The 22,230-nt window shown below is 35.2% G+C and carries 22 protein-coding genes and 1 pseudogene; 7 read left to right on the top strand and 16 right to left on the bottom strand.

The window, feature by feature from the left end; genetic code table 11:
- Positions 1-40: 40 nt before the first annotated feature.
- The 5 genes from OC457_RS18050 to OC457_RS18030 all read right to left on the bottom strand — a co-directional run bounded on the left by OC457_RS18050 (position 41) and on the right by OC457_RS18030 (position 7,488).
- On the bottom strand, positions 41-1,174 hold the full coding sequence (locus tag OC457_RS18050) for a ParB N-terminal domain-containing protein (protein ID WP_159447894.1): 1,134 nt from the start codon (positions 1,172-1,174) through the stop codon (positions 41-43).
- A 540-nt stretch (positions 1,175-1,714) separates the two neighbouring features.
- Positions 1,715-3,517 (bottom strand): DUF4209 domain-containing protein, encoded by a 1,803-nt coding sequence (locus tag OC457_RS18045; protein ID WP_080176511.1) that lies wholly within the window; start codon positions 3,515-3,517, stop codon positions 1,715-1,717.
- A gap of 625 nt (positions 3,518-4,142) precedes the next feature.
- A complete protein-coding gene (locus OC457_RS18040; RefSeq protein WP_080176512.1) occupies positions 4,143-4,883 on the bottom strand; it encodes a hypothetical protein in 741 nt (246 codons plus the stop codon).
- Positions 4,884-5,256: 373 nt separating this feature from the next.
- On the bottom strand, positions 5,257-6,384 hold the full coding sequence (locus OC457_RS18035) for a PIN domain-containing protein (protein WP_080176513.1): 1,128 nt from the start codon (positions 6,382-6,384) through the stop codon (positions 5,257-5,259).
- Between the two features lie 597 nt (positions 6,385-6,981).
- Positions 6,982-7,488 (bottom strand): M48 metallopeptidase family protein, encoded by a 507-nt coding sequence (locus OC457_RS18030; RefSeq protein WP_080176514.1) that lies wholly within the window; start codon positions 7,486-7,488, stop codon positions 6,982-6,984.
- 205 nt (positions 7,489-7,693) lie between these two features.
- Between OC457_RS18030 and OC457_RS18025 the strand changes: the two are divergent.
- Positions 7,694-7,834: pseudogene (locus OC457_RS18025) on the top strand (metal-dependent hydrolase); the annotation flags it as partial.
- A gap of 322 nt (positions 7,835-8,156) precedes the next feature.
- Here OC457_RS18025 and OC457_RS18020 read toward each other — a convergent pair.
- A complete protein-coding gene (locus OC457_RS18020) occupies positions 8,157-9,167 on the bottom strand; it encodes a transposase (RefSeq protein WP_080176515.1) in 1,011 nt (336 codons plus the stop codon).
- Positions 9,168-9,375: 208 nt separating this feature from the next.
- Here OC457_RS18020 and OC457_RS18015 point away from each other — a divergent pair, with 208 nt between their 5' ends.
- Together OC457_RS18015 and OC457_RS18010 are read left to right on the top strand one after the other, a co-directional pair.
- Complete coding sequence (locus tag OC457_RS18015) at positions 9,376-9,726, top strand: hypothetical protein (protein WP_080176516.1); 351 nt, start codon at positions 9,376-9,378, stop codon at positions 9,724-9,726.
- A gap of 529 nt (positions 9,727-10,255) precedes the next feature.
- Entirely contained in the window at positions 10,256-10,678 is a 423-nt protein-coding gene (locus OC457_RS18010; protein ID WP_065209108.1) for a DUF3010 family protein, read from the top strand.
- 71 nt (positions 10,679-10,749) lie between these two features.
- Here the strand turns inward: OC457_RS18010 and OC457_RS18005 are convergent, their stop codons facing one another.
- Together OC457_RS18005 and OC457_RS18000 are read right to left on the bottom strand one after the other, a co-directional pair.
- Positions 10,750-11,304, bottom strand: a complete 555-nt coding sequence (locus OC457_RS18005) for a rhodanese-like domain-containing protein (protein ID WP_080176517.1) — start codon at positions 11,302-11,304, stop codon at positions 10,750-10,752.
- 195 nt (positions 11,305-11,499) lie between these two features.
- Positions 11,500-12,444 (bottom strand): IS1595-like element ISPma1 family transposase, encoded by a 945-nt coding sequence (locus OC457_RS18000; protein ID WP_262054059.1) that lies wholly within the window; start codon positions 12,442-12,444, stop codon positions 11,500-11,502.
- A gap of 312 nt (positions 12,445-12,756) precedes the next feature.
- Here OC457_RS18000 and OC457_RS17995 point away from each other — a divergent pair, with 312 nt between their 5' ends.
- Positions 12,757-13,602: a mechanosensitive ion channel family protein gene (locus OC457_RS17995; RefSeq protein ID WP_080175587.1), complete on the top strand. Its 846-nt coding sequence runs from the start codon at positions 12,757-12,759 to the stop codon at positions 13,600-13,602.
- Positions 13,603-13,653: 51 nt separating this feature from the next.
- Here OC457_RS17995 and OC457_RS17990 read toward each other — a convergent pair whose 3' ends face one another.
- From OC457_RS17990 to OC457_RS17975, 4 genes are all read right to left on the bottom strand, one after another.
- Positions 13,654-14,442: a ParA family protein gene (locus tag OC457_RS17990; protein WP_080175586.1), complete on the bottom strand. Its 789-nt coding sequence runs from the start codon at positions 14,440-14,442 to the stop codon at positions 13,654-13,656.
- Positions 14,443-14,557: 115 nt separating this feature from the next.
- Positions 14,558-14,941 carry an SMU1112c/YaeR family gloxylase I-like metalloprotein gene (gene gloA2, locus OC457_RS17985; protein ID WP_080175585.1) on the bottom strand — a complete coding sequence of 128 codons (384 nt, stop codon included), beginning with the start codon at positions 14,939-14,941 and terminating at the stop codon, positions 14,558-14,560.
- A gap of 2 nt (positions 14,942-14,943) precedes the next feature.
- Complete coding sequence (locus OC457_RS17980; RefSeq protein WP_080175584.1) at positions 14,944-15,486, bottom strand: leucine-rich repeat domain-containing protein; 543 nt, start codon at positions 15,484-15,486, stop codon at positions 14,944-14,946.
- A gap of 4 nt (positions 15,487-15,490) precedes the next feature.
- Positions 15,491-15,706 carry a DUF3820 family protein gene (locus OC457_RS17975; protein ID WP_080175583.1) on the bottom strand — a complete coding sequence of 72 codons (216 nt, stop codon included), beginning with the start codon at positions 15,704-15,706 and terminating at the stop codon, positions 15,491-15,493.
- A gap of 335 nt (positions 15,707-16,041) precedes the next feature.
- Here OC457_RS17975 and OC457_RS17970 point away from each other — a divergent pair, with 335 nt between their 5' ends.
- Entirely contained in the window at positions 16,042-16,458 is a 417-nt protein-coding gene (locus OC457_RS17970) for an META domain-containing protein (protein WP_080175582.1), read from the top strand.
- Positions 16,459-16,515: 57 nt separating this feature from the next.
- Here OC457_RS17970 and OC457_RS17965 read toward each other — a convergent pair whose 3' ends face one another.
- Together OC457_RS17965 and mrcB are read right to left on the bottom strand one after the other, a co-directional pair.
- Complete coding sequence (locus tag OC457_RS17965; RefSeq protein WP_080175581.1) at positions 16,516-17,064, bottom strand: NUDIX hydrolase; 549 nt, start codon at positions 17,062-17,064, stop codon at positions 16,516-16,518.
- 120 nt (positions 17,065-17,184) lie between these two features.
- Positions 17,185-19,503: a penicillin-binding protein 1B gene (mrcB, locus tag OC457_RS17960; protein ID WP_080175580.1), complete on the bottom strand. Its 2,319-nt coding sequence runs from the start codon at positions 19,501-19,503 to the stop codon at positions 17,185-17,187.
- Between the two features lie 297 nt (positions 19,504-19,800).
- On the opposite strand from mrcB, the gene OC457_RS17955 reads away from it, so the two are divergent.
- Positions 19,801-20,253: an exoribonuclease R gene (locus tag OC457_RS17955; protein ID WP_080175579.1), complete on the top strand. Its 453-nt coding sequence runs from the start codon at positions 19,801-19,803 to the stop codon at positions 20,251-20,253.
- Between the two features lie 135 nt (positions 20,254-20,388).
- Here the strand turns inward: OC457_RS17955 and OC457_RS17950 are convergent, their stop codons facing one another.
- Both OC457_RS17950 and hdfR read right to left on the bottom strand, forming a co-directional pair.
- Positions 20,389-20,553, bottom strand: a complete 165-nt coding sequence (locus tag OC457_RS17950) for a hypothetical protein (protein ID WP_162836320.1) — start codon at positions 20,551-20,553, stop codon at positions 20,389-20,391.
- A 226-nt stretch (positions 20,554-20,779) separates the two neighbouring features.
- The gene (hdfR, locus tag OC457_RS17945; RefSeq protein ID WP_080175578.1) at positions 20,780-21,640 is read right to left on the bottom strand and encodes an HTH-type transcriptional regulator HdfR; all 861 of its coding nucleotides are present in this window, start codon (positions 21,638-21,640) and stop codon (positions 20,780-20,782) included.
- 221 nt (positions 21,641-21,861) lie between these two features.
- Here hdfR and maoP point away from each other — a divergent pair, with 221 nt between their 5' ends.
- On the top strand, positions 21,862-22,218 hold the full coding sequence (gene maoP, locus OC457_RS17940; RefSeq protein WP_080175577.1) for a DUF413 domain-containing protein: 357 nt from the start codon (positions 21,862-21,864) through the stop codon (positions 22,216-22,218).
- Positions 22,219-22,230 lie beyond the last annotated feature (12 nt).

Here is a 22,230-nt window from a genome sequence, read left to right as displayed (position 1 = left end):
ATATTAGTTTTAAAAAACAAACACTAAAATATATAAAATACTATACCATATACTTATTTGTTCCGTCAGAATTGATTATCAGCAATTTTATATCCAATTTTTTTAGTATATCATATTTTAAAAATTGTCCGATATCATCATGCCAGAGACAAGCAATTACTTTTTGTTTATTTGGATATCTTAAGCTGTAAGTTATTATTTGACCAATTGCCTGAAAAATATTAGCTCTAGTACCAAATTTTTTTACTTCAACTAATTCATGTGTACCAATAATGTCTACTTGTCCACCATAAATATACATATTAGTTTTATTTACATCAGAATTCGCCCCATCAAACATTCGTAAATTAATAAGATAATTTATAATATCTCTCTCTGCTAAATCATCAGCATAAGAATGTCTATCAATATGTTTTAAGTTAGATATCTTACCATGAGTGTTAGTGACGTTTTTAGAGTTAAGTAATGATCCTCGTCTTGACCTAGACCAACCTGAAGGCCTCTTTTTTTCATATCTATCCTCCCCTTCTTTATCTTTTTTTATTTTACGTATCATTTGTTCAGATAATCCATATTTTTCTGCTATTTCAGATATTTTTATCTCTCCTTTCAAATCACCGTATATTTTTCTATTTCTAATATACCTTTTATTATTATTAAAATCAACAACTTGATTCTGAGCCACATTATATGAACAATGAACAATATCTGCCACATTCTGAGTATTGATAGATATATATTCATCTGGAATTTTACTGCTATTTTTGTTTTTTCTATGTAAAAACTCACAGCAATTTGTACAAGCTTTTTTTAAATCATCAGCATTTCTTGGTAAAGCCGGAGCATGTTCTGCATTTGCAGATAATGATAATTCTATTGCTAATTCTTTATTGCCAACATTAATGATTTTAGCTTTTATTTCATCAATACCTGATAATATATGAGCTTCTAATCTATGGTAACCATCAACCAAATAATATTTTTCTTCCTCAGTATTCATATCATTACTTTCAATGATGGTTATTGGGGTTAAATTATCCCCCTCTGAAATACTTTCTATTAAATTAGCAATATGTGCTTGAGAATGATTAGCTCTATGTTGTGTTTCTGGAGCTATGATAATATCTTCAATCAATATCGTCTTAACTTTTACATCATAATTTTTATTAATCATTCTCATCCTCAACTTTGTAAAGAAAAATATAACATAATTATATAATTACAATATTAAGTGAAGCACCACTGAATATAATTATAATTTCCAATAAAACCTTGAAATTAATTATAGTTTAAAAATATAGTTTCATTTAAACAATATATCTCACTTTTACCTCAGAATTAAAATAATTATAAAGTAAAGAAGAGCTAGTAATTTACTGACTCTTCTTTAAAAATCCACATCATTTTTTAATAAATAGACTGCACAGTTTCATCACCAAACCAATATCGCAACAAAGCTAAAGAATTTTCAGACAATTGTTGTGTTATCAATACTGTCAAATTTATCTTCGGTCTAGAACACGCAACATAAAATAGATTACGTTCTAGTGCATCTTTTTTATTAGACGGATATCCTATGTTTAACAACGTGAAATTCCATCCCCTACCTAATACAATTAGCACGTTATCAAACTAGGCACCATTGTAGGGGCCAATTTCACTTACCCACGACAGCTAGACTAAACATGTCTTCAGCATCATTTATGTCAATGATTTATTTAATATTTGTATTCGCCTCACACATAGGGGCAAGTGACATCACAATGAGTCTTAGTGACCTCCACCACCAATAAACGGCCAAATAACTTCCGGCTTCATTGGTAGAAATGAGCCCATGTGCGATATTGTTTCTTAGGTTTGGACCATGCCAATGTACGAGGAGGGCTTTCATCTCAAACAATAAATCTTGGTCGAATATCTCTGCTGTTTCTTCTTTATCGAGAAGTTTAGAGAGACCAATCTCCGTCTCTTGGCTATCTTTAATCACGGTAGTTGCGACACTGCATTCGTTTAAGACGTTTCTGACGATATGCTCCCATTGAGGTACCAACATATGTATGGCAGTAGCAAAGTCATACTCGAAACCTAAATAGAGCCCACGGGCAAATAAGCGTGCTCTATCGGTGGGAACAAATGGGCTCAACTTGCACATTTCTAGTAATTGATGAAAGGATATTCGATGCTCTTCCAATAATTGGTTTAGACCATGAATAATTGAGGCCTGAGAGACAAATTCTGCATAGTGACAAGCTTTCTCAACAAGTACCGTAAATTTATCACTTTCCTCGACATCACTTTCGATTCCAAGGGGGTTTGAACGCCCAGCAGAGCGGCCATCACTTGTGAATCTTACTGTACTAAATAGCCTAGTGAAGAGTGTATTTTCAAGTTGGCTTTTCAATGAATCTTCAGCATAAATCAGAGTTACAGGTTTACAGATTAGTGCTAGAGATTGTATCGCAGTAGCTGTATCAACCAAACCTGACATATACTCTATTGAAGCTTTCACAGATTCAGATACATCTACTGAAGGCATTTTTATAACAGGCAATTCAGCAACGGCTTTCTGACCAACAACTCTCAGTGAATTTCTCAATTCGAGTATTTTGCTATCTATCTCGAATTTGTCCCTATATCTCGTTGGAATGGCTGTATATGAATGAAAAGCATTTTCATAGAAATGCTTTCTAACAAAAGAATGATCTATTGCTTCCGCCTCCAGCTCCCACGAATTAGCTGTAAGGTATTTGCAAAGCAGCCATTGCTCTTCATCGCCCTCAGCACCGAATCGGTCTGCAGCAAACAACAAATAACTGCGTGCTGCGTTGAAGTTCTTTTCCCTAATAAAGTACTGTCCTCTTTCTAAAAAACGTATCCCTAGCCAAGTCGACTTCCCTTTAGCTAAGGCATATTCGAATAGGAGGTTAGCCACTTGAAGATGAAAGTATGGGCTAGAATTAATGAAGTCGCCTTCTAAAGAGGATAACAGTTTTCTTTCCAAAGCTGTGACTTGCTTTTCTGCCCCTTTTCGTAGCTGCAAACCAAGACATAATGCACGCTCGTAAAAGTCTTTAGTGCCCTCGTTCCAAGTCACAGGTTCTACAGGGTATTCCGAATAATTCTCGATAGCAGCTATCGCATCTTTATAGTTTTTTGGCTTCACGAGAAGCCATCTAATGTCAGCAATTCGAGCTTTGATAGCAAGGCACTCACAATGCGATGCAAGCTTTTCCAATATATCTAAGTCATTATCAGTAAGATTCTCCGCAATTGAATCTAGCTCATGAGCTCGGTAAGGATCATTGACGCTACTTGGTGAAAACCTAAACAACATGATTTTTGCTAGCACATAGTAGAGTTTTGCTAGCTCATCGTTTTCTTTCTCTCTCTCAGTGTCCCCTTTCCGGCCAAGCTGTAAGCTAAACGTACCATTGGGGACGCTTAATCTAGGCAAATCAATTGTGTAATTACTGTATATCTTTTCCGAAATCAGAATATCATCTGAATAGTTAGCCATGAATTTAACCTAATGAAGAAAGTAGATTTTACTACGTCAATGAAAAACGAATTATCACACCCAATTTTCTACTTAACACTTAGAGTATGGATATAATAATACTCATTTTTTTCAATTAATTACAATGCAATCAAACCTAGAAAGACCAGTTAATTTAGCATGCTATTTCTTAGGCTTAACCGCGCTCTGCTTACAACAAGTAACACGTTATCACTGTATATATTTTCCGGTAAAAATACACCACAAAGCGCATATGTGAAAGCGCAACTTTGCTCTCACATAAAATGAATCAGTCTTGCTCAAACGAGCATAAATAATCAGTATTCTACGGTGAATATGTGATGGTGAAAGATTAGTTTTCTTAAGGGAGATTTTGTGTTTTGTGAGTTAAGTGAAGAACCCCTAAGTTGGAATGAATTAGATATCAGAGTCATCGCAGCTGTCATAAAGGGAGCACTTAAATGTACATGGACAAAACCTTGTTAGGCTTTCTATTCTATTTAGGCTGATAAGCATTAGGGAAAGTATTGGTAACTTCTTCACAAAGTACCTTTAGAGTACAAAAAGACCGCCACTGTGGACGGTCATTTAACAGTAATTCTATTTATGCGTACTAAAAAATCAGTTAATTGGGAATCCATAATATTATTAGCTTTACAACTAATTCATATACACCATAAAATGCCAGCACCATTGGCAATCCGAACTCTAATAGACTGAATTTAATGATTTCTTGCCAATGGTAGTTTTTGAAACTATCTTCATATCTTTTCATTCGAGCTAAGTCTTGCTCTATCACTGGCTGCATACTACTACACCATGCAGATTCAAAGCGGTCTTTTAACTCATCAGGATCTAGCTTTTTTTCATTAGCTGCGTATACAACTGCATCTTTCATACTCGAATAAATACTATTTAAAGTATGTTTATTACAGTATAAATTAGAATCAACCGCTAACTGACTAGGTGAAAGGCTATAATCAGATGTATGCCGTTTAGTGTAATCATCAGTATCTTCTTTGATTAGCTGCAAACGCCATTTCCAATACTCATCATAAGTACACCATGTAAAGTAAATAATGTGGTATAGCAATACGCATAACAAAACAGAAAATAGTTTTGTATCCGTAACACCATTAATCTTTACAACTGATAAATTAATACTATCTAATTTTACATTTAAAACGGTTAGAGCAAATGCAATCAGTGCCGTTATATTTAAATTACGTCTTACTTTGTTAGTTTTATCTGAAAGTTCTAAGAATGGTTGAGCTAAAAACTTTCCATCTAACGCAGAACTCATGATTTTGTTTTTTTTATATTTATCCAAATTACCGAAATCCCAATAAACGGCTGTATTTAACATATGCTATCTTTAACGAACTTCGTGATCAAAGCGCAATACAATTGTACAGTAAAGCATGCACTTTCATAAGAAAAAGCATAAAAAACAAGCTCAAACTTGATGTTGTAATTTTGTTACTGATTTCAGAATATTCAATCAGCGCGGTGTTTGCGCATAAAAGTCTAAAAAGTGACGTTTACTAAAAGATTAAATCGCTTGGTGATCACATTGAGCTAGTAGCAGCTACTAGCTCAATATTGGACAAAAGCTTCTCAGAATGATTGATGTATCTAAATTAATTAGTATTAGGAAAAGTATGTTTTACACTTCGGATAGGTGTCGGCTTCGCGACACATATCCTTATTTGTTACATATCCTTATTTGTTATACCAATTTACTCACCCCAAAAGTCAGGCTCTAGCTCACCAAAATTAACACTCGATGGTGACGACAAGAACTCAACATCTGTTATCTCAACAGAGGTAAAGTCGTCACTATCTGTAAAATCACCAGAAAAAGTGATTAGAACCTCTGTTTCGTAATCAAATGTAGTGGTAGCTGAGCATCCATCTAAAAATACATAATCTTTATCAATGGAGTCATGAACCGATAACGAAAACGAACAAGAGGCGTCAGCCTCTATGTTTAATATTGCTTGTACAACAACTTGTTCAGAATCAACTTCTACTAGCTGTAAGCTTGGAGAAGATCCGTCTGATACAAACTCCATTGAATTAAACGACACTTCGACCATGTCATTTTGTTCCCAGAAAAAACCTGAACAAGCATCTGCATCAAGGTCTAAACCATCAGTATAGTTAGTCGCACTATCTTCAATTTGCGAGTAAAAAGGACTGTCGCTTCCCTCAACGAGCGTTTTCGCAAGCGAAGTGAAGAAAGTGTAAGGCGCCGTTTTTGGTTGGAATATCGACAATGCTTCAGCAAAGTCTTGGGTGCAATCAATCCATTCCGAGTTTTCAGCATACTTTAACCAATCATTATCACTGGTGACCGCGATTATTTTCTTATCATTTTCCTCAGCCCATGCTTCAAGTGTCAGAAGGGCGATTGCATCTGGAAACTCATTTTTTTTGTTGCCACTTTGTGCAAATGGAGGCTCATTTTGGAAGTAAGCACTGATTAATGATTTAACGTCAAGATGGTCTTCTGAATCAATGACTAGTAATCCAGTACTTTCCACGAAAGATTGTAATCGAGTTGCTGTTACTTCATCGATGGAGTTAGCCAATAACAAGCCTTTTGCATCATTTACAACAGATTCATCCACATTTAAATGCACATTTGTGTTTTTTAGTGATTTCTCCAATGAAGATCTAGCGTCACTAACTTTTTTCTTTAGATGCGTCTCCACTTCTTGATAAACAATATCAGAAAGAACAACATCTACATCGGTAGGTTTAAATTGCTCTAACTTTTTAAACAACCCCGACTCAATACGTAAACCATTACCATCAAATATTGATGTGTCGATGCTAATTGCACCATATTCAACTGAACTCATTATTTATCCCTAGCTACCGACTTAATGACTAAAAAGTTAGGCAATAGTACATTGGGTATTCATATGGTGTCATTACCTTGGTAACACTTTTTTACCTATAAAAATGAGGAGGCAAAGAGTAAGGTGAAAGATATAACTAAAACTAATCCAAAATCACGTTAATACTATATAAATGAGTAAAAGCACTAAACAACTTTGGGGCAATTATGAGTAAGCAAAGATACTTTTATTGAAGGAAATCTGGATAAAGCTGCTTTTTTAAATGCAACTTCATGCATTTCATTATTGTTACTATGGGCTGCTAAAGATAAAATGGTCGTATAACAATCAAGGATTTATAGGTAAATTCAATGGCAGAAACTAAGAACATCGATGAAATCGCGGGGATTGTCTCAAGTCGTGTTTTCTATGAACTCAAATGGGATATGAACACAAAAACAGATCTGAACTGGCAATGTTGTATGCGTTCACAGAAGCAAATGAGACAGGAACTGAAAACAATTTAGAACACTCTCTATTCAAACTTTTGCTATCTACATAATTATGACTTACTTTTGTTCAAATACATGTGAAAAATCTATTTTTATGCTCCTACAGTTAATTATATATTGGACCAACCAAATCCAAGTGAGTTAGATATAAACGCATATCTAGCTCCAACTGATGATAATTAGGCTCCATATGACAGCAAAGTTGATAAAATGCTTTGTTATGATCCTTTTCTTTCAAATGCGCCAACTCATGAATAGTAATCATTCTTAAAAAAGCTAAAGGAGCAGATCTAAATACTCGTGCGATTCTAATCTCATTTTTAGCTTTCAAATTATTCCCTTGTATACGAGATACAAAAGTATGCAGTCCTAAAGCATTATGAACAGAATGAATGTTCTTATCATAAGCCACCTTACTAATAATAGATGTTTTTTTGATATATTTCCTTTGCAAGTCAACAACATAACTGTACAGCGCTTTTTCTGTTGTAATATTATGTTTTTCTGGATATTTATTTGTTAGATACTCTCCTAACCTTTTAGTCTCAATAAGTTGTTGTACTTGCTCAAGTAGTTGAGACGAGTAACCGGATAAATACACTAAAGTCGTCATATAATAAAATTACGCTATACCTAAAATAATCCAAGTCTATCGATAAATGCATTTAAAAACGATCATTTTATTATTCTGGAAAACTTATTAAATTTTCATTATTTCCGCCAAAATATCGGAAAAATCTCATTTTTCTGGAAAATAACAATAAACCTTATTAAACAAAGTCTTCCAGAAAACTTCCAGAATTCAAGTGTAAAGGTAACTTTGTCATTTAAAAGAAAAGGAACATAATAAATCTTTCTATCAGCTATGTTGTTATATGGAGCCTAATTATCACCAATTGGAACTAGACATGCGTTTGTATCTAACACATTTAGATCTAATTGGACCAATATATAATTAGTGACGATAAGCGTTTGAAGTGGTCAAGTAAAACTGTATATCTTTATTGGTATTTAAATTAAATGGCTACTTCCAACAAAAAACTAAAAACTAAAGGACAGCCAAATATTTAAATAAGAACTAAAGGACAGCCAAATATTTAAACACTTAAATTTAGCCCCTAAGAAAATAACCATTCAGCTAAAATAGACTCATTAACTATAAAAATTACCGCTTAGTCTTTAATTTATTGGTAAATAAGTGCTAATACTATATTTCGCGATCGCCAATGCCCGCAATCCTAACGGTTATTACGCTATTTTCATCTAGTTATGAAGCTATGTCTATTTAGGATGTAACTGGTGACTCGCTGATTTTCCTTTGCACCAATGCCCACCTGCATGTTGTTTGAAAGCACACATTCGAGACCATTTTCCGCTTACATTGGCATAACGCTCCATAAACTGTTCACTATGCTCAAACCAAGCATCTGCGGTTATTCCCAATTGTTGTAAAATCTTTGGCTGGTTAGATGCAATAAAGCCTTTTTTATCATTACGAATACACCGACCCGTCCAGTCAATAAGTTCGAGGTAATCGGCAAAAGCAACGTCTATTCCTGCTTTTTTAGCTTGGTGCTCAGCGCCTACAAAAGGTAATAATTGAAAATGGTTAGCGCTGGGTGATGCTTTATTTGATCGAGAGATTTTAGGTTGATAATATTCGCGAATGCGCTGCTGAATCGAGGTGAAATCTGATTGCTCTAGTGATGGCGCCACGCCCGCCCTAATAGGATTTAAATCAACGTACATCATGCACGATAGTAATGCTTGTCGATCCAAAAGAGCTTGCGACTTAAACCGTCCTTCCCAAAATGCGCCTTTACATTGATCTTCTTTATTAGCCTTTCGCGCGATCTCTTCATTTAAACAGCGCATAAACCAGCTAATACTGCCTAATCGTTGTTGCCATTCAGTGACTAAGGCTGACAGTGCTTGTTGTTTATCCGGGCTAATTTGACCCTCTTTTAAAAAATCAACCGCTATAGGATGCCCATTAAATAACTGCAACCAACGTGATATCACTTCTTCAGAGGTTAGCTTTTGTTGTTGTTCAGTATCTATTTTTAGTACTAAATGGTAATGGTTATTCATCACCGCATAAGCACAAACATCGATACAAAATACCATCGACAATTGTTTAATTTTATTGACTATCCAACCACGACGATGATGATAGTTTTTACCGTTATATGGATCGTTCCCACATAAATATGCCCGCCGAACACAGCGGTTAATCACATGATAAAAAGGCGTTATTTGAGGCTCTATCAATTTCCGTCTTGAGGTTGTCATTCATTTCACCATAAGCAACTTGAAGCTTAAGTGTAGTCGCTCATGGTTAATGCGCAATGTTATGGCTGTCCCTTATTTTCTTATAACCAGTAAATAAATATTCAAAGTTTATTTGATATGCGAATGTACCTTACACAAGTTGAACATTTTGGTTCTATTTACAATTAAGGTTATGATACTCATCATAGTGTAATTATGAGATAACATCATGCAACAAGATGAATTTGAAATACTTGTAAAAGAATTAGCACAACTGGATTCAGTATCAGCAATCCTTGAGACGCTAACAAAGAATGAAGAGCCCGAAGTAGCAGAAGCTGCCGCAGCATTAATTGGTCACTTCAGCTTAGCTGAAATTGATGGTGAGAAACGTATTTACCACGTATTTAGCCAAGATAATGACCAAGGGGAACCTGAAGAGTTTGCTGAGTGGGTAATGAATGATGGCGATGAAATGATGCGTTTTATTGCTTGGTTCTTTTACACTACATTTGAAATTACAGATAAAGAAACATATTTAGCTGCTGGTTGTACTTACAAGCCTGTTAAACGTAGTTAATTATACATCTATAGCCAACGATATCGCGTCGTTGGCTATGTTGCTACAACACACACAGACTCAACATTCACTTGTACTATTTTCATGTTGTTGGTCGTGTATTTGCTCCCAGTTACAAAATCGAATCATTACCATGATCGCATCATATTCAGCATTCGTCTTAGCTGCTAATAACCGCTACTTAAAAAAGGTTAACATGGTGGTATTTTTACAACTAAACCATTCGTTATTCATATAATTATCTCCCTTGAATACTCCACCATAGTTACTCAATTAGCTTAAAGTAAAAACAGAAGCTCTTTTTTATTTCTATTCCTGTTTTAGGGGAAAATTATTAACATTACGCAACCAATTGCAATAATTGAAGAAATATCAATCACTGCCGAATTTCTTCTTATAAAGAATGTTTCTGTTAACGACAAAGATATTAATTTCAAGCGTAATATGAATAAAAAATGACAGCATCACTAACAGCTAATCCATTTTTAGCCTACAATAACGACCAAAATATTATGATTCAGGTATAAACATGAAAATTTGTTCAGTTGAACTACGCAGTAACGAAGCCATTATTTGTCTACTCACTCTAGAAGGCGGAATGATTGGTATTCCAGAGTGCCGCACGCAAAAGTTCATTATGGATAATTCTCTTGATAACCAAAAAATGAGAGATTTCCAATTCGCATTTAAAAAACTACTTGATGACTACAAAGTAGAAAAAGTCGTGATCCGTACCCGCGAAACACGCGGAAAATTTGCAGGAAGCTCTGTTGGCTTTAAACTTGAATCTGCTATTCAGTTAATTGATGATCTTGATGTTAACTTTATGTCTAATGCAGATATCAAAGAGAAATTAAAACGTAACCCTATGGCAATTGATTTCCGTGCGACAGGTTTACGTCAATTCCAAGAAGCAGCATTTACTACTGGTTATGCATTTCTTGGTCGCTAATAACAGCGGTTGTAACTAATAATAAAGGCAGAGCATAATCTATATGCTCTACCTTCTTATTTAAAATCAGTTTATTTTTTAGCAATAAGTTGCTGATAACCACCATCTAAATTAATCAATTTACATCGCCCAAGTAGTTTCAATATAGACATCGCAATAACAGAACGGTAACCACTCCTACAATGGACAATATATTCTTTGTCTTCACTCGGTAACTTACCCTGAAGAATGTCAGATAATGGTAACTTTTCAGATTTATTCACAGATCCTTGTTGGTACTCATCAGGTTCTCGAACATCAAGTACAGACGACTCTGTATGCTGGCTTATCTTTTTAAATTCATCAGTCGAAATATGTTTTAATGCGACTCCAGCAGACTCGATATTGATCAATTTAGCATGGATATAACCCAGATCATTAATAATCGTCATAACCTTATCAGCATCAATCGCCGTGGTAATCACCTCAATATCTGCATTTTTATCAGGCAATAACAACTCTAACCAATACTTAAAATTTCCGCCATTAAACCCAACAAACACACTATCTTCAATATGATGTTCTAAGAATTCATCAGGTGATCGAGTATCAATAATAATATGTTTACGATCGGTAAATATGTGCATGAATATTATCCTTTACTTTGAAAAATTTAGTTTTCTTAATAACTGCTTATAAAATATCCACTACGATGTTTTATAAATAAAAAATCAAACTATTTAACAACTTAGGACTAATATAGCACCATAATCATTAAAGATTACACATAAAATAACATTTATCATTGAGATCTCATTCTAACGATCTATATTATTTCCTGATTACCACCGAGACTCAGCCAGCGTTAATAATTTCTCTGGCATCGGTGGTGATTTTGCACCACATTTAATTAGCGTATTGAATATATCTTCAACTCGAAACCGATAATTAAATCGAAAACAGAATTCACCAAGATAACGAGGAATATGCTTTTCTCTAATTGCGTGATATGTCCCTTTTATCGAATTTTTAACGTTACCAATCATGGTATCGACCCAATAAAATGCAGCTTCATATTGGTGAAGTTCTTTACCATTTTTTGGTAATGAACCATGAATAATATCTGCTGCTAACAGACCATTAAAACAGGGTAAACCATCTGATATGACTAACGTTTTTTCTTGTAAATGCTTTTTAGCCCAATCTATAATTTCTTGTTTTTTAAAACAAGAAACAACACTTAGCCGCATATAAATAGGATGACCTTCTTCATTCAAAGAGATCGCTGATACAAAAGGTGTTTTACCTTTGGCACCACGTCCTCGCTTTCCTTTTTGTTTACCTCCAATATATGCATCATCCAATTGCACGATATTGCCTAACTTTCGATTATCATCATGCTCTTTCATCACTTGCATGAGCTTATGTTTTATTCGCCATGCTGCGTTATAAGAAACCCCTAATTTACGCTTTAGCTCTAATGCTGAAATACTGTTTTTATCTTGTGTGATGAGATAAATAGCTAAAAACCAAGTAGTTAACGGTAATTTTGAATGGGAAAATAAAGTACCTGCCGTCAATGATGTCTGATGGTGACACTTATTACATTGATATAATGACCGCGATTTAAGTTCACAATAACTTTTAGAAGCACAGGTAGGGCAAACGTAACCATTTTTCCATCGAATATTAAATAAACGCTCTCTACATTGAATTTCTGTCCCATACATTTGCATAAATTCGGGTATAGAAAAGCCTTTCTGAAATTGGATTGAATTCTTAGGCATAACGTCACTCCTATACTTCAATATCTTAAAGTATAGGAGATAATTTAACAGTGGCTGTTAAATAGTGGTAATCAGGTATTATTTTTATCTTCAATATATTGTTGACATTAGTTATATTAAATCAGCTTATCATTTTATGATAATCTTATTTATTATACAAAAACAACTATACACATAATAATACTCTCACTCATTCCTGATATTTTTATAATGTATAATGTTTCACGAAAAATAATTTAACTATTGGATTTCAATATCATTCTATGAGATCTTATTTAAATTAAGAGTGATATCATAAATATAAAGGATTTTATGGATATAATTACTGAAACATTTACTTATTTATTAGCCAATAAACTTCTTTTTACTATCATAATAGTGGCAATTATTGCTATCGTACGACGCGTTATTTTATCTCAAGTGCGAGGTGATGAATTTTTCGTTACTGAAACACAACGAAAATGGATGTCCCGTACTAAAAATGGCACATTTATTTTGACCTTAGTGGTTTTATTTGCATTATGGCGCTCAGAAATCAATGAGTTCGCACTCTCTGTAACAGCAATTGCTGTTGCTATTGTGGTTGCATCTAAAGAAATTATCTTATGCTTCACCGGCTCTATCCAACGAGCAAGTTCCCGCTCATTCCGCATTGGTGATTGGATCGAGGTTGGAAAAATTTGTGGCGAAGTCATTGAACACAATATGATGGCAACAGTGATTCAAGAAATAGATCTTCATCACGGTCAATATCATTACACCGGTAAAACAGCAACATTACCAAACAGTATGTTTTTTACTTATCCGGTTAAAAACCTTAATTTCATGAAACGTTATGTTTATCATAATTTTTCAATCGTCGTTAGAGACTTTGTAAACCTATATCCATTATTACCGATTATGGTCACTAAAATAGATCATCATAGTGAAGACTTTATTGAAGTTGCACGTCGTTATAATAGCGTGATTGAGAAACATGCGGGGCTAGATTTACCCGGTTCTGAACCTCATATACATATTAGTAGCTCAACAACCGGTGAACAAATCGTGCATTTTATGCTTTTCTGCCCAACAGAACGAGCAACACATCTAGAACAAGATATTCGACGTGATTTTATGGAAGAATACGAGCGTACATTTCCACCTAAAGTAGCATAAAAAACCAATGGTAATTCAACCTAGAATTACCATTATTTCCTAACCATTCAATTAGTTGCCATCAACTATTATTGCAGTTTCAATACCATCATATAAGGCAATAAACTGCTGAGTTAGCTTGTGCTTAGGATCAAAATATAACATTGGACACTGTTGATAGTGAGATTCTTTCATTTTTATAGACTGTGGTAAATACGGCTCTAAAATAGGAAAACCAAGTGTTTTTATCTCTTCTATAATTTGTCGTGGAAACTTTGCTTGTGTATTAAACATGTTCACCACAATACCTTCCAACGTTAAATCACGATTATGATCGTCCCGTAACTCTGCTAAATTATCCATTACCTTGATTAAGGCTTGCTGAGAAAAGCTATCGCAATCAAAAGGAATCAATAATTTATGTGCCGCAATCAAACCTGCTTTAGTGTAAAAATTTAAGTTAGGAGGAGTATCAATATAAATACGATCAAAATCTTCAGCTAAAACATCTAATACTTCACGCAGCTTATAAATTTTATAACGCCGTTCAAGTTCTACTTCTAACTTATCAAGTTTAGGGCTTGAAGGAATAATAAATAGATTATCGTATGCAGTAGCTTGAGGATAATCACGTACAGGGGTCGACATCGCAAACCAAGAGGCCGTTTGATTGAGTAATTCAGCAATTGTTTTATCATTAGGTTGATTGATATCAATCCCTAAATAGGCACTACTGTTACCTTGTACATCAAGATCAATCACGAGTGTTTTATGACCTTTCGCTGCACTGATTGTCGCTAAATTAACGGTGATGCTTGATTTACCCACACCACCTTTCTGATTAAAAATAATCCTGCGCATCTATTTCATCCCTGATCATCGATAACTATTAACAACTATACACATACACGCATATAGTTGTTAGTTAAAGATATCATTTGAATCAATATTCTAGAATACAGCAATTTATTCACCACTAAATTTGATAAAGCTCTAGCGGTAATCCATCTGGATCATTAAAAAAAGTAAAGGCTTTATTGGTTAATGCATCAATACGAATTGGCTCAACATCAACGCCATTATCTTCTAAATAACGCACAGTAACCGCTATATCATCAACAGCAAACGCTAAATGGCGTAATCCCTGTGCTTCAGGATAACTTGGTCGTTGCGGTGCACCATCAAATGAAAATAATTCGATTTGGCTATTATCAGGTAATTTTAAATCTAATTTATATGACTTACGATCTTCACGATAAGTTTCACATACAATCTCTAACTGCAATAATTGTGAATAAAACGCTTTTGATCGTGCATAATCACTACAGATGATAGCTACATGATGAATTGCTTTTAACATTATTATTCTGCCATTATTGTGGGCCCATTTGGCACATCGATGGTATAAAAAGGAGCGAGTAAACGTGGATTATGCTTAATATCAACGTCTTTAATCAAAGTAGCATCATAATTTAAGTACATCAATAATGGATTATCACTTACATTTATTGTCTTTAAACGATTAAAGCTAATATTAATAATTTGCAATTGTGGATTATCACTTAAGTCTAAAGTTGATAATTTATTATGCTCAACACTAATGAGTTGTAATTGAGGATTATGACTAATATTAAGGTTCGTTAATTGATTAGAAGATAGATCCAACCTCTTCAAATATGTTAAATAACGTATTTCTCGCGCATCCCGTATATTAAAATGACGACAATCTAAGGTAGTGATCTGCTTAATTTTTTGTTTACCTTGCGCAACAACACAACGTTTAAAATTAGGATCAACAAACGTTAATGAACTCACCATTTTGGGTGATGCACATCCCGCAAGTACAACACCAATAATAATCACGATAACTGTTTGCCATAAATAGCTAGCGCTATATTGCAGCATCTGACTAATCCTGTTTCAAAGGGCGAATGACTGATTCTAACCCCTCAATCTTAAATTCAAGTGCCAATGCCATTAATAACCCCAATTGCCCATCTGGAAAACCTTGTTTTTGAAACCACAGCAAATATTCCTCAGGTAAATCAATTAAGACTCGACCCGCATATTTACCAAACGGCATTTTCATGTTGGCTAATTGTATAAGATGTTGTTTTTGGAACATAAATACCACACTAATAATATTAACAATCTAAATAATAGTCGCTAAAAATAATAATATATATTAAACAGATAGCTTATAAATATAAGGTGTCATACTAAAAACAATAGATATTATATAAAAATTTATTCAATTAATATTCTATTATTTAATCACTAACATTTACATTTTTAGCGATCTTTGTCACACTTGACGCCCGTTTTTTCATTGATTACAAATGGGTATAACGGTAATCATTCACATTTTTTATTTTCCTATTTATTTATCGTTGATTACCAAAATAGAAAAAATATCAATATATTACAGAAAATCTCGCTTATAAGATTAAGAGACCCTTCATGAAAAAAACGCTATTAACAACGTTATTTATTGCAACAATATTAACAGGTTGTGCAAATTCACCTAAAAATACGGCGGATCTGATTAATACATGGACGGTAAGCTCAATTGACGGTTATACCCAGCCAATCGATGCTTTAACCATCAAACCGCAGCTAACAATCAATAAAAACCTTAGTGTCAATTATTCAGGTTGTAATACATTAACGGGTAAAATACGAATTACTGCACAAGATATTACGACTAAAAATTTAAGATCCACTAAAAAAATGTGTATTCAGACTGAACAAGCAACCGTTGATGGGTTTGTAAAACAAATGCTAACGGGCCCTTCTGACTTTTTAGTCAATAAAAATACATTGATCTTAAGTTCAGATAACCACACGGTGACATTTAAGCGTGCTGTAAATAAATAAACTTATTTTTATATCGCCCACAACAGTTAAACATTGATTGTGGGTTTTTTATAAAAACTATGCCGGTACTGATTCTACTAATAATTCCGTTACAATACGTTTTAATAAAAAAGTTTCACGCTCTATCGACATGCCTTTTTTATCAGAAAATGCCATCGTCTGTTCATTGTGCGCTATCGCATCAAAAATATTGATCCACACTGGTTTCATACCATTTTTCTGCTCATAGTCTTCTAACTGTGTTGAACCTAATTGAGCGTCAATTTTACAGACATAGCAAAATGATTCCATATGCACAATATCATACTCAGCCTTATGCCAAGGTCGATATTCTTCATATACACCAAACGGTTCAATATCATGCACATTCATCGCCCCGGTTTCTTCTGCTAGCTCTCTTATTAAGCCTTGAATCTGATCCTCTCCCGCATCAATACCACCACCCGGTAATGTATAATCATGATAACGGGCAGTATATAGCATCAAGATATTCTCACCTTTAAGAACAATCGCTCGTGTCGCTTGGCGGTGATATATTGTCAATGTAGGTGATTGAAGATCAAATTTAGCTAAATCAGCATGAACAGATAATTTTAAAAAGCGCATCAACTTTTACTCATTCTATTATTACACCTCGATATTCTATCGAATTATCCATTGAAAAACGAATATAAATACTATAAAAAAGCCTCCAAACAAGGAGGCTTTAAGATAGTAAGTGCTTATTTACCAATTGAAAAGATTATTGAAAAAACCTTCCACTTTATGCTTCACTTTTTCCACTTGGCAATTCTGCTTAAGATCCCCATGCGGATCCCAAATAGGCATCCGTGTTGTGCCAGTACAACTTGGAATATATTCACCATTTGCGGCAATGTGATAATTTTCAGCTTCAATATGAGCAGGCTGTCGTAACAGTAATGGCTCAGGCTTGCGGTGTTGAATATAATTGGTATAAAGACGTAATGCGCCACTTGCCCCTGTTAGATGCGTACTTTTGTTATCATCACGCCCCATCCAAACAGTAACCACTTCACGACCATCAATACCGACATACCAACTATCTCGACCATTGTTTGTCGTGCCTGTTTTGCCCGCTAAATGCGTGTTGGGAAATAATTTATTCAATGAATGGGCTGTACCAAATTTAACCGTATCTTGCAGCGCAAACATCGTTAACCATGCCGCTTGTGGAGGAACAACTTCCGCCGCTTTAGGCCAGTTTTGATATAATACCTTGCCCGTTTCATCAACCACTGCATTTAACGCGGTTAATGGTGCTAAGTAGCCTTCATTACCAATACCTTGATACATTTGTGCCACATCCAATGGTGACAAACTAATAGAACCAAGGAATAAAGAAGGAACTTGAGGAATATCTTCCCGTGGAATTCCCAGCTTGGTTAGCGTATCAGTTACCTTATCAACGCCCACAGCCATACCAAGATTCACTGTTGGCACATTGTACGATTTCGCTAATGCTACAAATAATGGCACTTCACCACGATATTTACGATCGTAGTTACGTGGGCTCCAAGTAGCGCCATCATGCATTTTGATCGATAACGGTTGATCTTTTAATGACGTTGCTAAACTAAACTGGGCTGGATTTTCTAACGCGCTCAGATACAACGCGGGCTTAATCACAGATCCCACTTGACGTTGTGCATTAATAGCACGGTTATATCCTGCAAAACCCGGTTTATCACCGCCAACCATGGCTCGAATTTCGCCTGTTGTACGATCAACAATCACAACCGCTGTTTGTAAATCTTTACCTGCACGTTTTTGTAATTCAGGCATTACTTTAGCAACAGCCGCATCAGCTAATTTCTGAGATTGGGGATCAAGTGAGGTAAAAATACGTAATCCTTTACCTGCTTCAAATGCTGCGCCTGCTTTTTGCTCTAACTCAGCTTTTATCTGATCAAAATAGGCGGGTTGACGTCTTGCAAGTTGACCTTTATCTTGAATATCTAGCGGCAGTTTAATCGCAGCTTGATAAACTTTGTCATTGATTTCACCGTCTTTATTCATTAACCCTAAGACGATATTACGACGCGCTTTTGCCCGCTCAGGATGGCGCCAAGGGTTGTAATATGTTGGCCCTTTTACCATACCAATTAGCAATGCAAGTTGATCAACCCGTAGTTCAGATAATGGTCGGTCAAAATAGTAACGTGAAGCTAAAGCAAAACCATGAATGCCATGACCACCAAACTGAGCCAGATACACTTGGTTCATGTAGGCATCAAGCACTTCTTGCTTACCATAGCGAGTATCAATAATGATCGCCATGTAAGCTTCTTTAAATTTACGCCAAAATGAACGCTGGCTACTTAAAAACATATTTTTAGCTAACTGCTGTGTTAGCGTACTGCCACCTTGAACCGTATGCCCGGCTCTAATATTAGCAATAAATGCCCGCGCAATACCGACTAATGAAATACCATCATGCTCATAAAAATGGCGATCTTCAGTATCAATCAGTCCTGCGACTAATAACTTAGGCATTTTATCTTCAGGTAAATAAATGCGTTGCTCATCAGAATGTGCTTCTAACATTCCAAGCATTTTGGGATCAATATGTAAAAATCCCAACTCTTTATTTGTGTCTAAATCCATGATTCGAGTAATGCCGTCATTATTAAACGACACTGAAACATGACGCGCCCCTTCAGGACCTTCTTTAAAATTAAACGGCCGACGTATAAAATCTACTTTCCAACCATTAGCTGCATATTCGCCACTTTGATCAGGCTTGGCTACTTTTTGATACCCTAATACTTTAAGTTCATTAACTAATGTATTATATGTTATCGCGGCACCTGGCTGTAATGCCATTTCTCGAGCATAAACAACAGAAGGTAATTGCCATAATTGACCCGCAAATTTAGCACTTATTTGTTGATTTAAGTCATAACCTAAATAAGCCATACCAGCAGTACCTATTAATGTAGCGCCAATTAAGGCACGTACAATGGCACTGCGTTTTTTCTTTATTTGGGGTATTTGAGAAGGTGATTGTTGATTATTTGACGTCATAAGCCTGTTCAATGTAATAAATTCGTCATTACTACCTTACATAAGTAACGGTAGCAGCCAACATATATTGGTGAAGTATTCATAAAATGATACCAGTATCTTCGCCCTGGCTATCAATAAAATTACTATAACTTAATATGTAAATTTGGTTGTCATCACGTTGTCAGATATTTTAATGTGAATTTATCCGTTTGAGTTTTATTAGCCTTTTACTCATAAATACTCCAAAATACCCTCTTTTCATCATTCGCCCAATGATCAATCCTGATCGGCGTCGTGGTATTTACGAGAAATTATATGCAACGTGACTACACCTTAAACTGCCTTTTAACCATGCCGCGACATGAATTAGAAGAATTTAGCCTTCGCGTAATTGGTCGTATGGTACCAGAAGATGTAATGCAGGAAATATTTACCTTTGATCAAGAAGAAATTGACAGTGACGAGCGTCTAAAATCAACCCAGTTTGATGCGATGTTACGAATGACTGCAGTTGCATTAGGGGAAGTGAATATTGCATTTTCTGATTCTGATAACGCTAAACAAAATAGTGAACGTATGATCCGTTTATTATTGTGGCATTTTTATGCGATCTCTTTTCAGCTAGAAGAAGCGATAACATTAGAACAACACTGCGCTGAAGTAGAAAAAATTCTAGTGAATGCACCAGATAATGCGTTTGGTTGGATCAGTGTATTAACCGAGTTATTACACCGTTATGCCACGTTAAGTGAACAAGAAAGTGAATAATAGCCGCTAATCATTGTGATTTGTCATCACCGTGCATCACGCTAACTTTTTTAGATAACAAAAAGGCGTACCCTTCTAGGTACGCCTTTTTTAATGCTTAATTGCCGATCTTTTATCGTGAATTACACATCACTATTAATAATCGAAATCGCTGTACTCCGGACTATCGAAACGCGAACGAGTCACACGACGTTTCTTCTTACCACGAGATTGCAGATCCAAATCCTGAAAATCATCTGCAAATTCAGAATTGAATTTTGATTTGCTGCCTTTGTGAAATTTTTGGTTTAACTTAGCCATTTGCGTTTCCTGAACTACATCCAGAGTAGATAATTATTAAAATAGAACACTGGCAATTGTAATGTTCTATTGTGACAAAACAGTACTAAGTTAATGCAAGAAACATGACAGACAATCCGGTCCATGGTTCATTGTTTCTTACCTTAGTAGCATTTTTTCTTAGACTAATTCAGGAATTAGCTCCCGTACAACAAGTTATTTTGCTGGTAATGACAAATAATATAAATCAAATGCTTTCGATCACATTCTTAAATGGAACATCGACAATTGCATTAATTAAAGCTTCTTTTTCACTCCCTTCTCGCCATACTAAATAAAGGCTCTGTTCCATAATGGGCGCATCTTCAACAACATACAATTCCCCTAAAACTGCACTACTATCAATAACAAAAGAAGGGAAATAACCCACCCCACCGTTGGCTAAAATATAATCTAAGGCCATTTTACAAGAGTGAGTATGCAGTACTGGTGTACGTTGTAATTCAGGAATACGACTGTGTTCAACGGAAAAACGTGTTCCCCAATCAAGGTAGATAAGTGGCATGTCACGCACATTATGTACATTACAATTAGCCTGATTAGTCACCAATTGTAATTGATAATCACGTATTTTTTGTACATGCAGATGTTCGATCTTTGGTGGCTCACTGGTAATAAACAAATCAATACTTTTATCAAATAAGCGTTTTGCCATACCTTCGCGTTTTACAGATTCTAAACGTAAAGCCAGCCCAGGTACGGTGGCATAAATACGATTGATCCACACTGAAATGCCATCAAACTCCCAAAATAAAGGGGATGCACCAATCGCCAATTGCGTATTTAAGCTATCAGTTAATGCGACATCTTGCTTCGCTCGGCCCCACGTTTGTAAAATTGCTTCAGCATAAGGCTGTAAACGCTCACCAGCGGCAGTAAGATGCACATTTCCACGCTGACGAGAAAATAGCGGGTTACCTAATTGTGACTCAAGCTGGCGGATACGAAAGCTAACTGCAGACTGGGTCAAATATAAGTTATCTGCAGCACGACCAAAATGACGTGTTTTGGTAACTTCCAAGAACGTTTTAAGTAATTCAGTATCCACGGAAAAATTCTCAATAAGAAGAGTAGGTTAAATAGAAAAAAAACGGTATATATAAGTCATTATATAGTGAATTAATTCAATGTTAATACCTTACAGAATAGTACAAGCGATTAATGCTGAATATTAATCATTTTTTTTTATCGTAACAATGAAAAAATATTGATTTACAACATGGCAAGTCTGGATAAATATCAGCGCAAATCACATCAAGGACTTTATGAATGAGAAGTGAAGGTAAATTTTACGACGATAAAAACTTTCCGCGCGGCTTTAATCGCTCGGGCGTTTTTACTATTAGTGAAACCAGCGTATTAGAAAACTATGGACGTTCTATGCGGGCACTATTTGATGGCACAACCCAACCCATTGATGAATCTGAAGTTCAGTTTTTAGCTGAAGTTCAAGGTCAACAACAAGCGGTGTCTGAATTTGGTAAATGCTGGCTGAAATACCTAAACCACACCACTCATAAAACACGTAGTTATACATTATGTGTTTCACAACGAGCACATACGACAGGCTCGTACGGTGATGATGATGATAGCGATAGTGGTACTGATAACGACCTAGATTATTAAGTCATACTTTTA

The sequence above is a fragment of the Photobacterium toruni genome (assembly GCF_024529955.1).
In the GTDB taxonomy this organism is placed as follows: Bacteria; Pseudomonadota; Gammaproteobacteria; order Enterobacterales; family Vibrionaceae; genus Photobacterium; species Photobacterium toruni.
The sequence above is the reverse complement of the archived record's forward strand: the minus strand, read 5'-3'. Positions and strand labels throughout refer to the sequence as shown.

What these genes read in the sequence shown, in the direction of transcription:
- OC457_RS18005 (WP_080176517.1), bottom strand. Translation starts at nt 11,304, where the DNA reads ATGCACATATTTACCGATCGTAAACATATTATTATTGATACTCGATCA.
- maoP (WP_080175577.1), top strand. Translation starts at nt 21,862, where the DNA reads ATGAGAAGTGAAGGTAAATTTTACGACGATAAAAACTTTCCGCGCGGC.
- OC457_RS17965 (WP_080175581.1), bottom strand. Translation starts at nt 17,064, where the DNA reads ATGCGCTTTTTAAAATTATCTGTTCATGCTGATTTAGCTAAATTTGAT.
- OC457_RS18030 (WP_080176514.1), bottom strand. Translation starts at nt 7,488, where the DNA reads ATGACGACTTTAGTGTATTTATCCGGTTACTCGTCTCAACTACTTGAG.
- OC457_RS18020 (WP_080176515.1), bottom strand. Translation starts at nt 9,167, where the DNA reads ATGACAACCTCAAGACGGAAATTGATAGAGCCTCAAATAACGCCTTTT.
- OC457_RS18035 (WP_080176513.1), bottom strand. Translation starts at nt 6,384, where the DNA reads ATGAGTTCAGTTGAATATGGTGCAATTAGCATCGACACATCAATATTT.
- OC457_RS18045 (WP_080176511.1), bottom strand. Translation starts at nt 3,517, where the DNA reads ATGGCTAACTATTCAGATGATATTCTGATTTCGGAAAAGATATACAGT.
- OC457_RS17995 (WP_080175587.1), top strand. Translation starts at nt 12,757, where the DNA reads ATGGATATAATTACTGAAACATTTACTTATTTATTAGCCAATAAACTT.
- OC457_RS17950 (WP_162836320.1), bottom strand. Translation starts at nt 20,553, where the DNA reads ATGGCTAAGTTAAACCAAAAATTTCACAAAGGCAGCAAATCAAAATTC.
- OC457_RS18000 (WP_262054059.1), bottom strand. Translation starts at nt 12,444, where the DNA reads ATGCCTAAGAATTCAATCCAATTTCAGAAAGGCTTTTCTATACCCGAA.
- OC457_RS17980 (WP_080175584.1), bottom strand. Translation starts at nt 15,486, where the DNA reads ATGCTGCAATATAGCGCTAGCTATTTATGGCAAACAGTTATCGTGATT.
- OC457_RS18010 (WP_065209108.1), top strand. Translation starts at nt 10,256, where the DNA reads ATGAAAATTTGTTCAGTTGAACTACGCAGTAACGAAGCCATTATTTGT.
- OC457_RS17955 (WP_080175579.1), top strand. Translation starts at nt 19,801, where the DNA reads ATGCAACGTGACTACACCTTAAACTGCCTTTTAACCATGCCGCGACAT.
- OC457_RS18015 (WP_080176516.1), top strand. Translation starts at nt 9,376, where the DNA reads ATGCAACAAGATGAATTTGAAATACTTGTAAAAGAATTAGCACAACTG.
- gloA2 (WP_080175585.1), bottom strand. Translation starts at nt 14,941, where the DNA reads ATGTTAAAAGCAATTCATCATGTAGCTATCATCTGTAGTGATTATGCA.
- OC457_RS18050 (WP_159447894.1), bottom strand. Translation starts at nt 1,174, where the DNA reads ATGATTAATAAAAATTATGATGTAAAAGTTAAGACGATATTGATTGAA.
- OC457_RS18040 (WP_080176512.1), bottom strand. Translation starts at nt 4,883, where the DNA reads ATGTTAAATACAGCCGTTTATTGGGATTTCGGTAATTTGGATAAATAT.
- OC457_RS17970 (WP_080175582.1), top strand. Translation starts at nt 16,042, where the DNA reads ATGAAAAAAACGCTATTAACAACGTTATTTATTGCAACAATATTAACA.
- OC457_RS17990 (WP_080175586.1), bottom strand. Translation starts at nt 14,442, where the DNA reads ATGCGCAGGATTATTTTTAATCAGAAAGGTGGTGTGGGTAAATCAAGC.
- OC457_RS17975 (WP_080175583.1), bottom strand. Translation starts at nt 15,706, where the DNA reads ATGTTCCAAAAACAACATCTTATACAATTAGCCAACATGAAAATGCCG.
- mrcB (WP_080175580.1), bottom strand. Translation starts at nt 19,503, where the DNA reads ATGACGTCAAATAATCAACAATCACCTTCTCAAATACCCCAAATAAAG.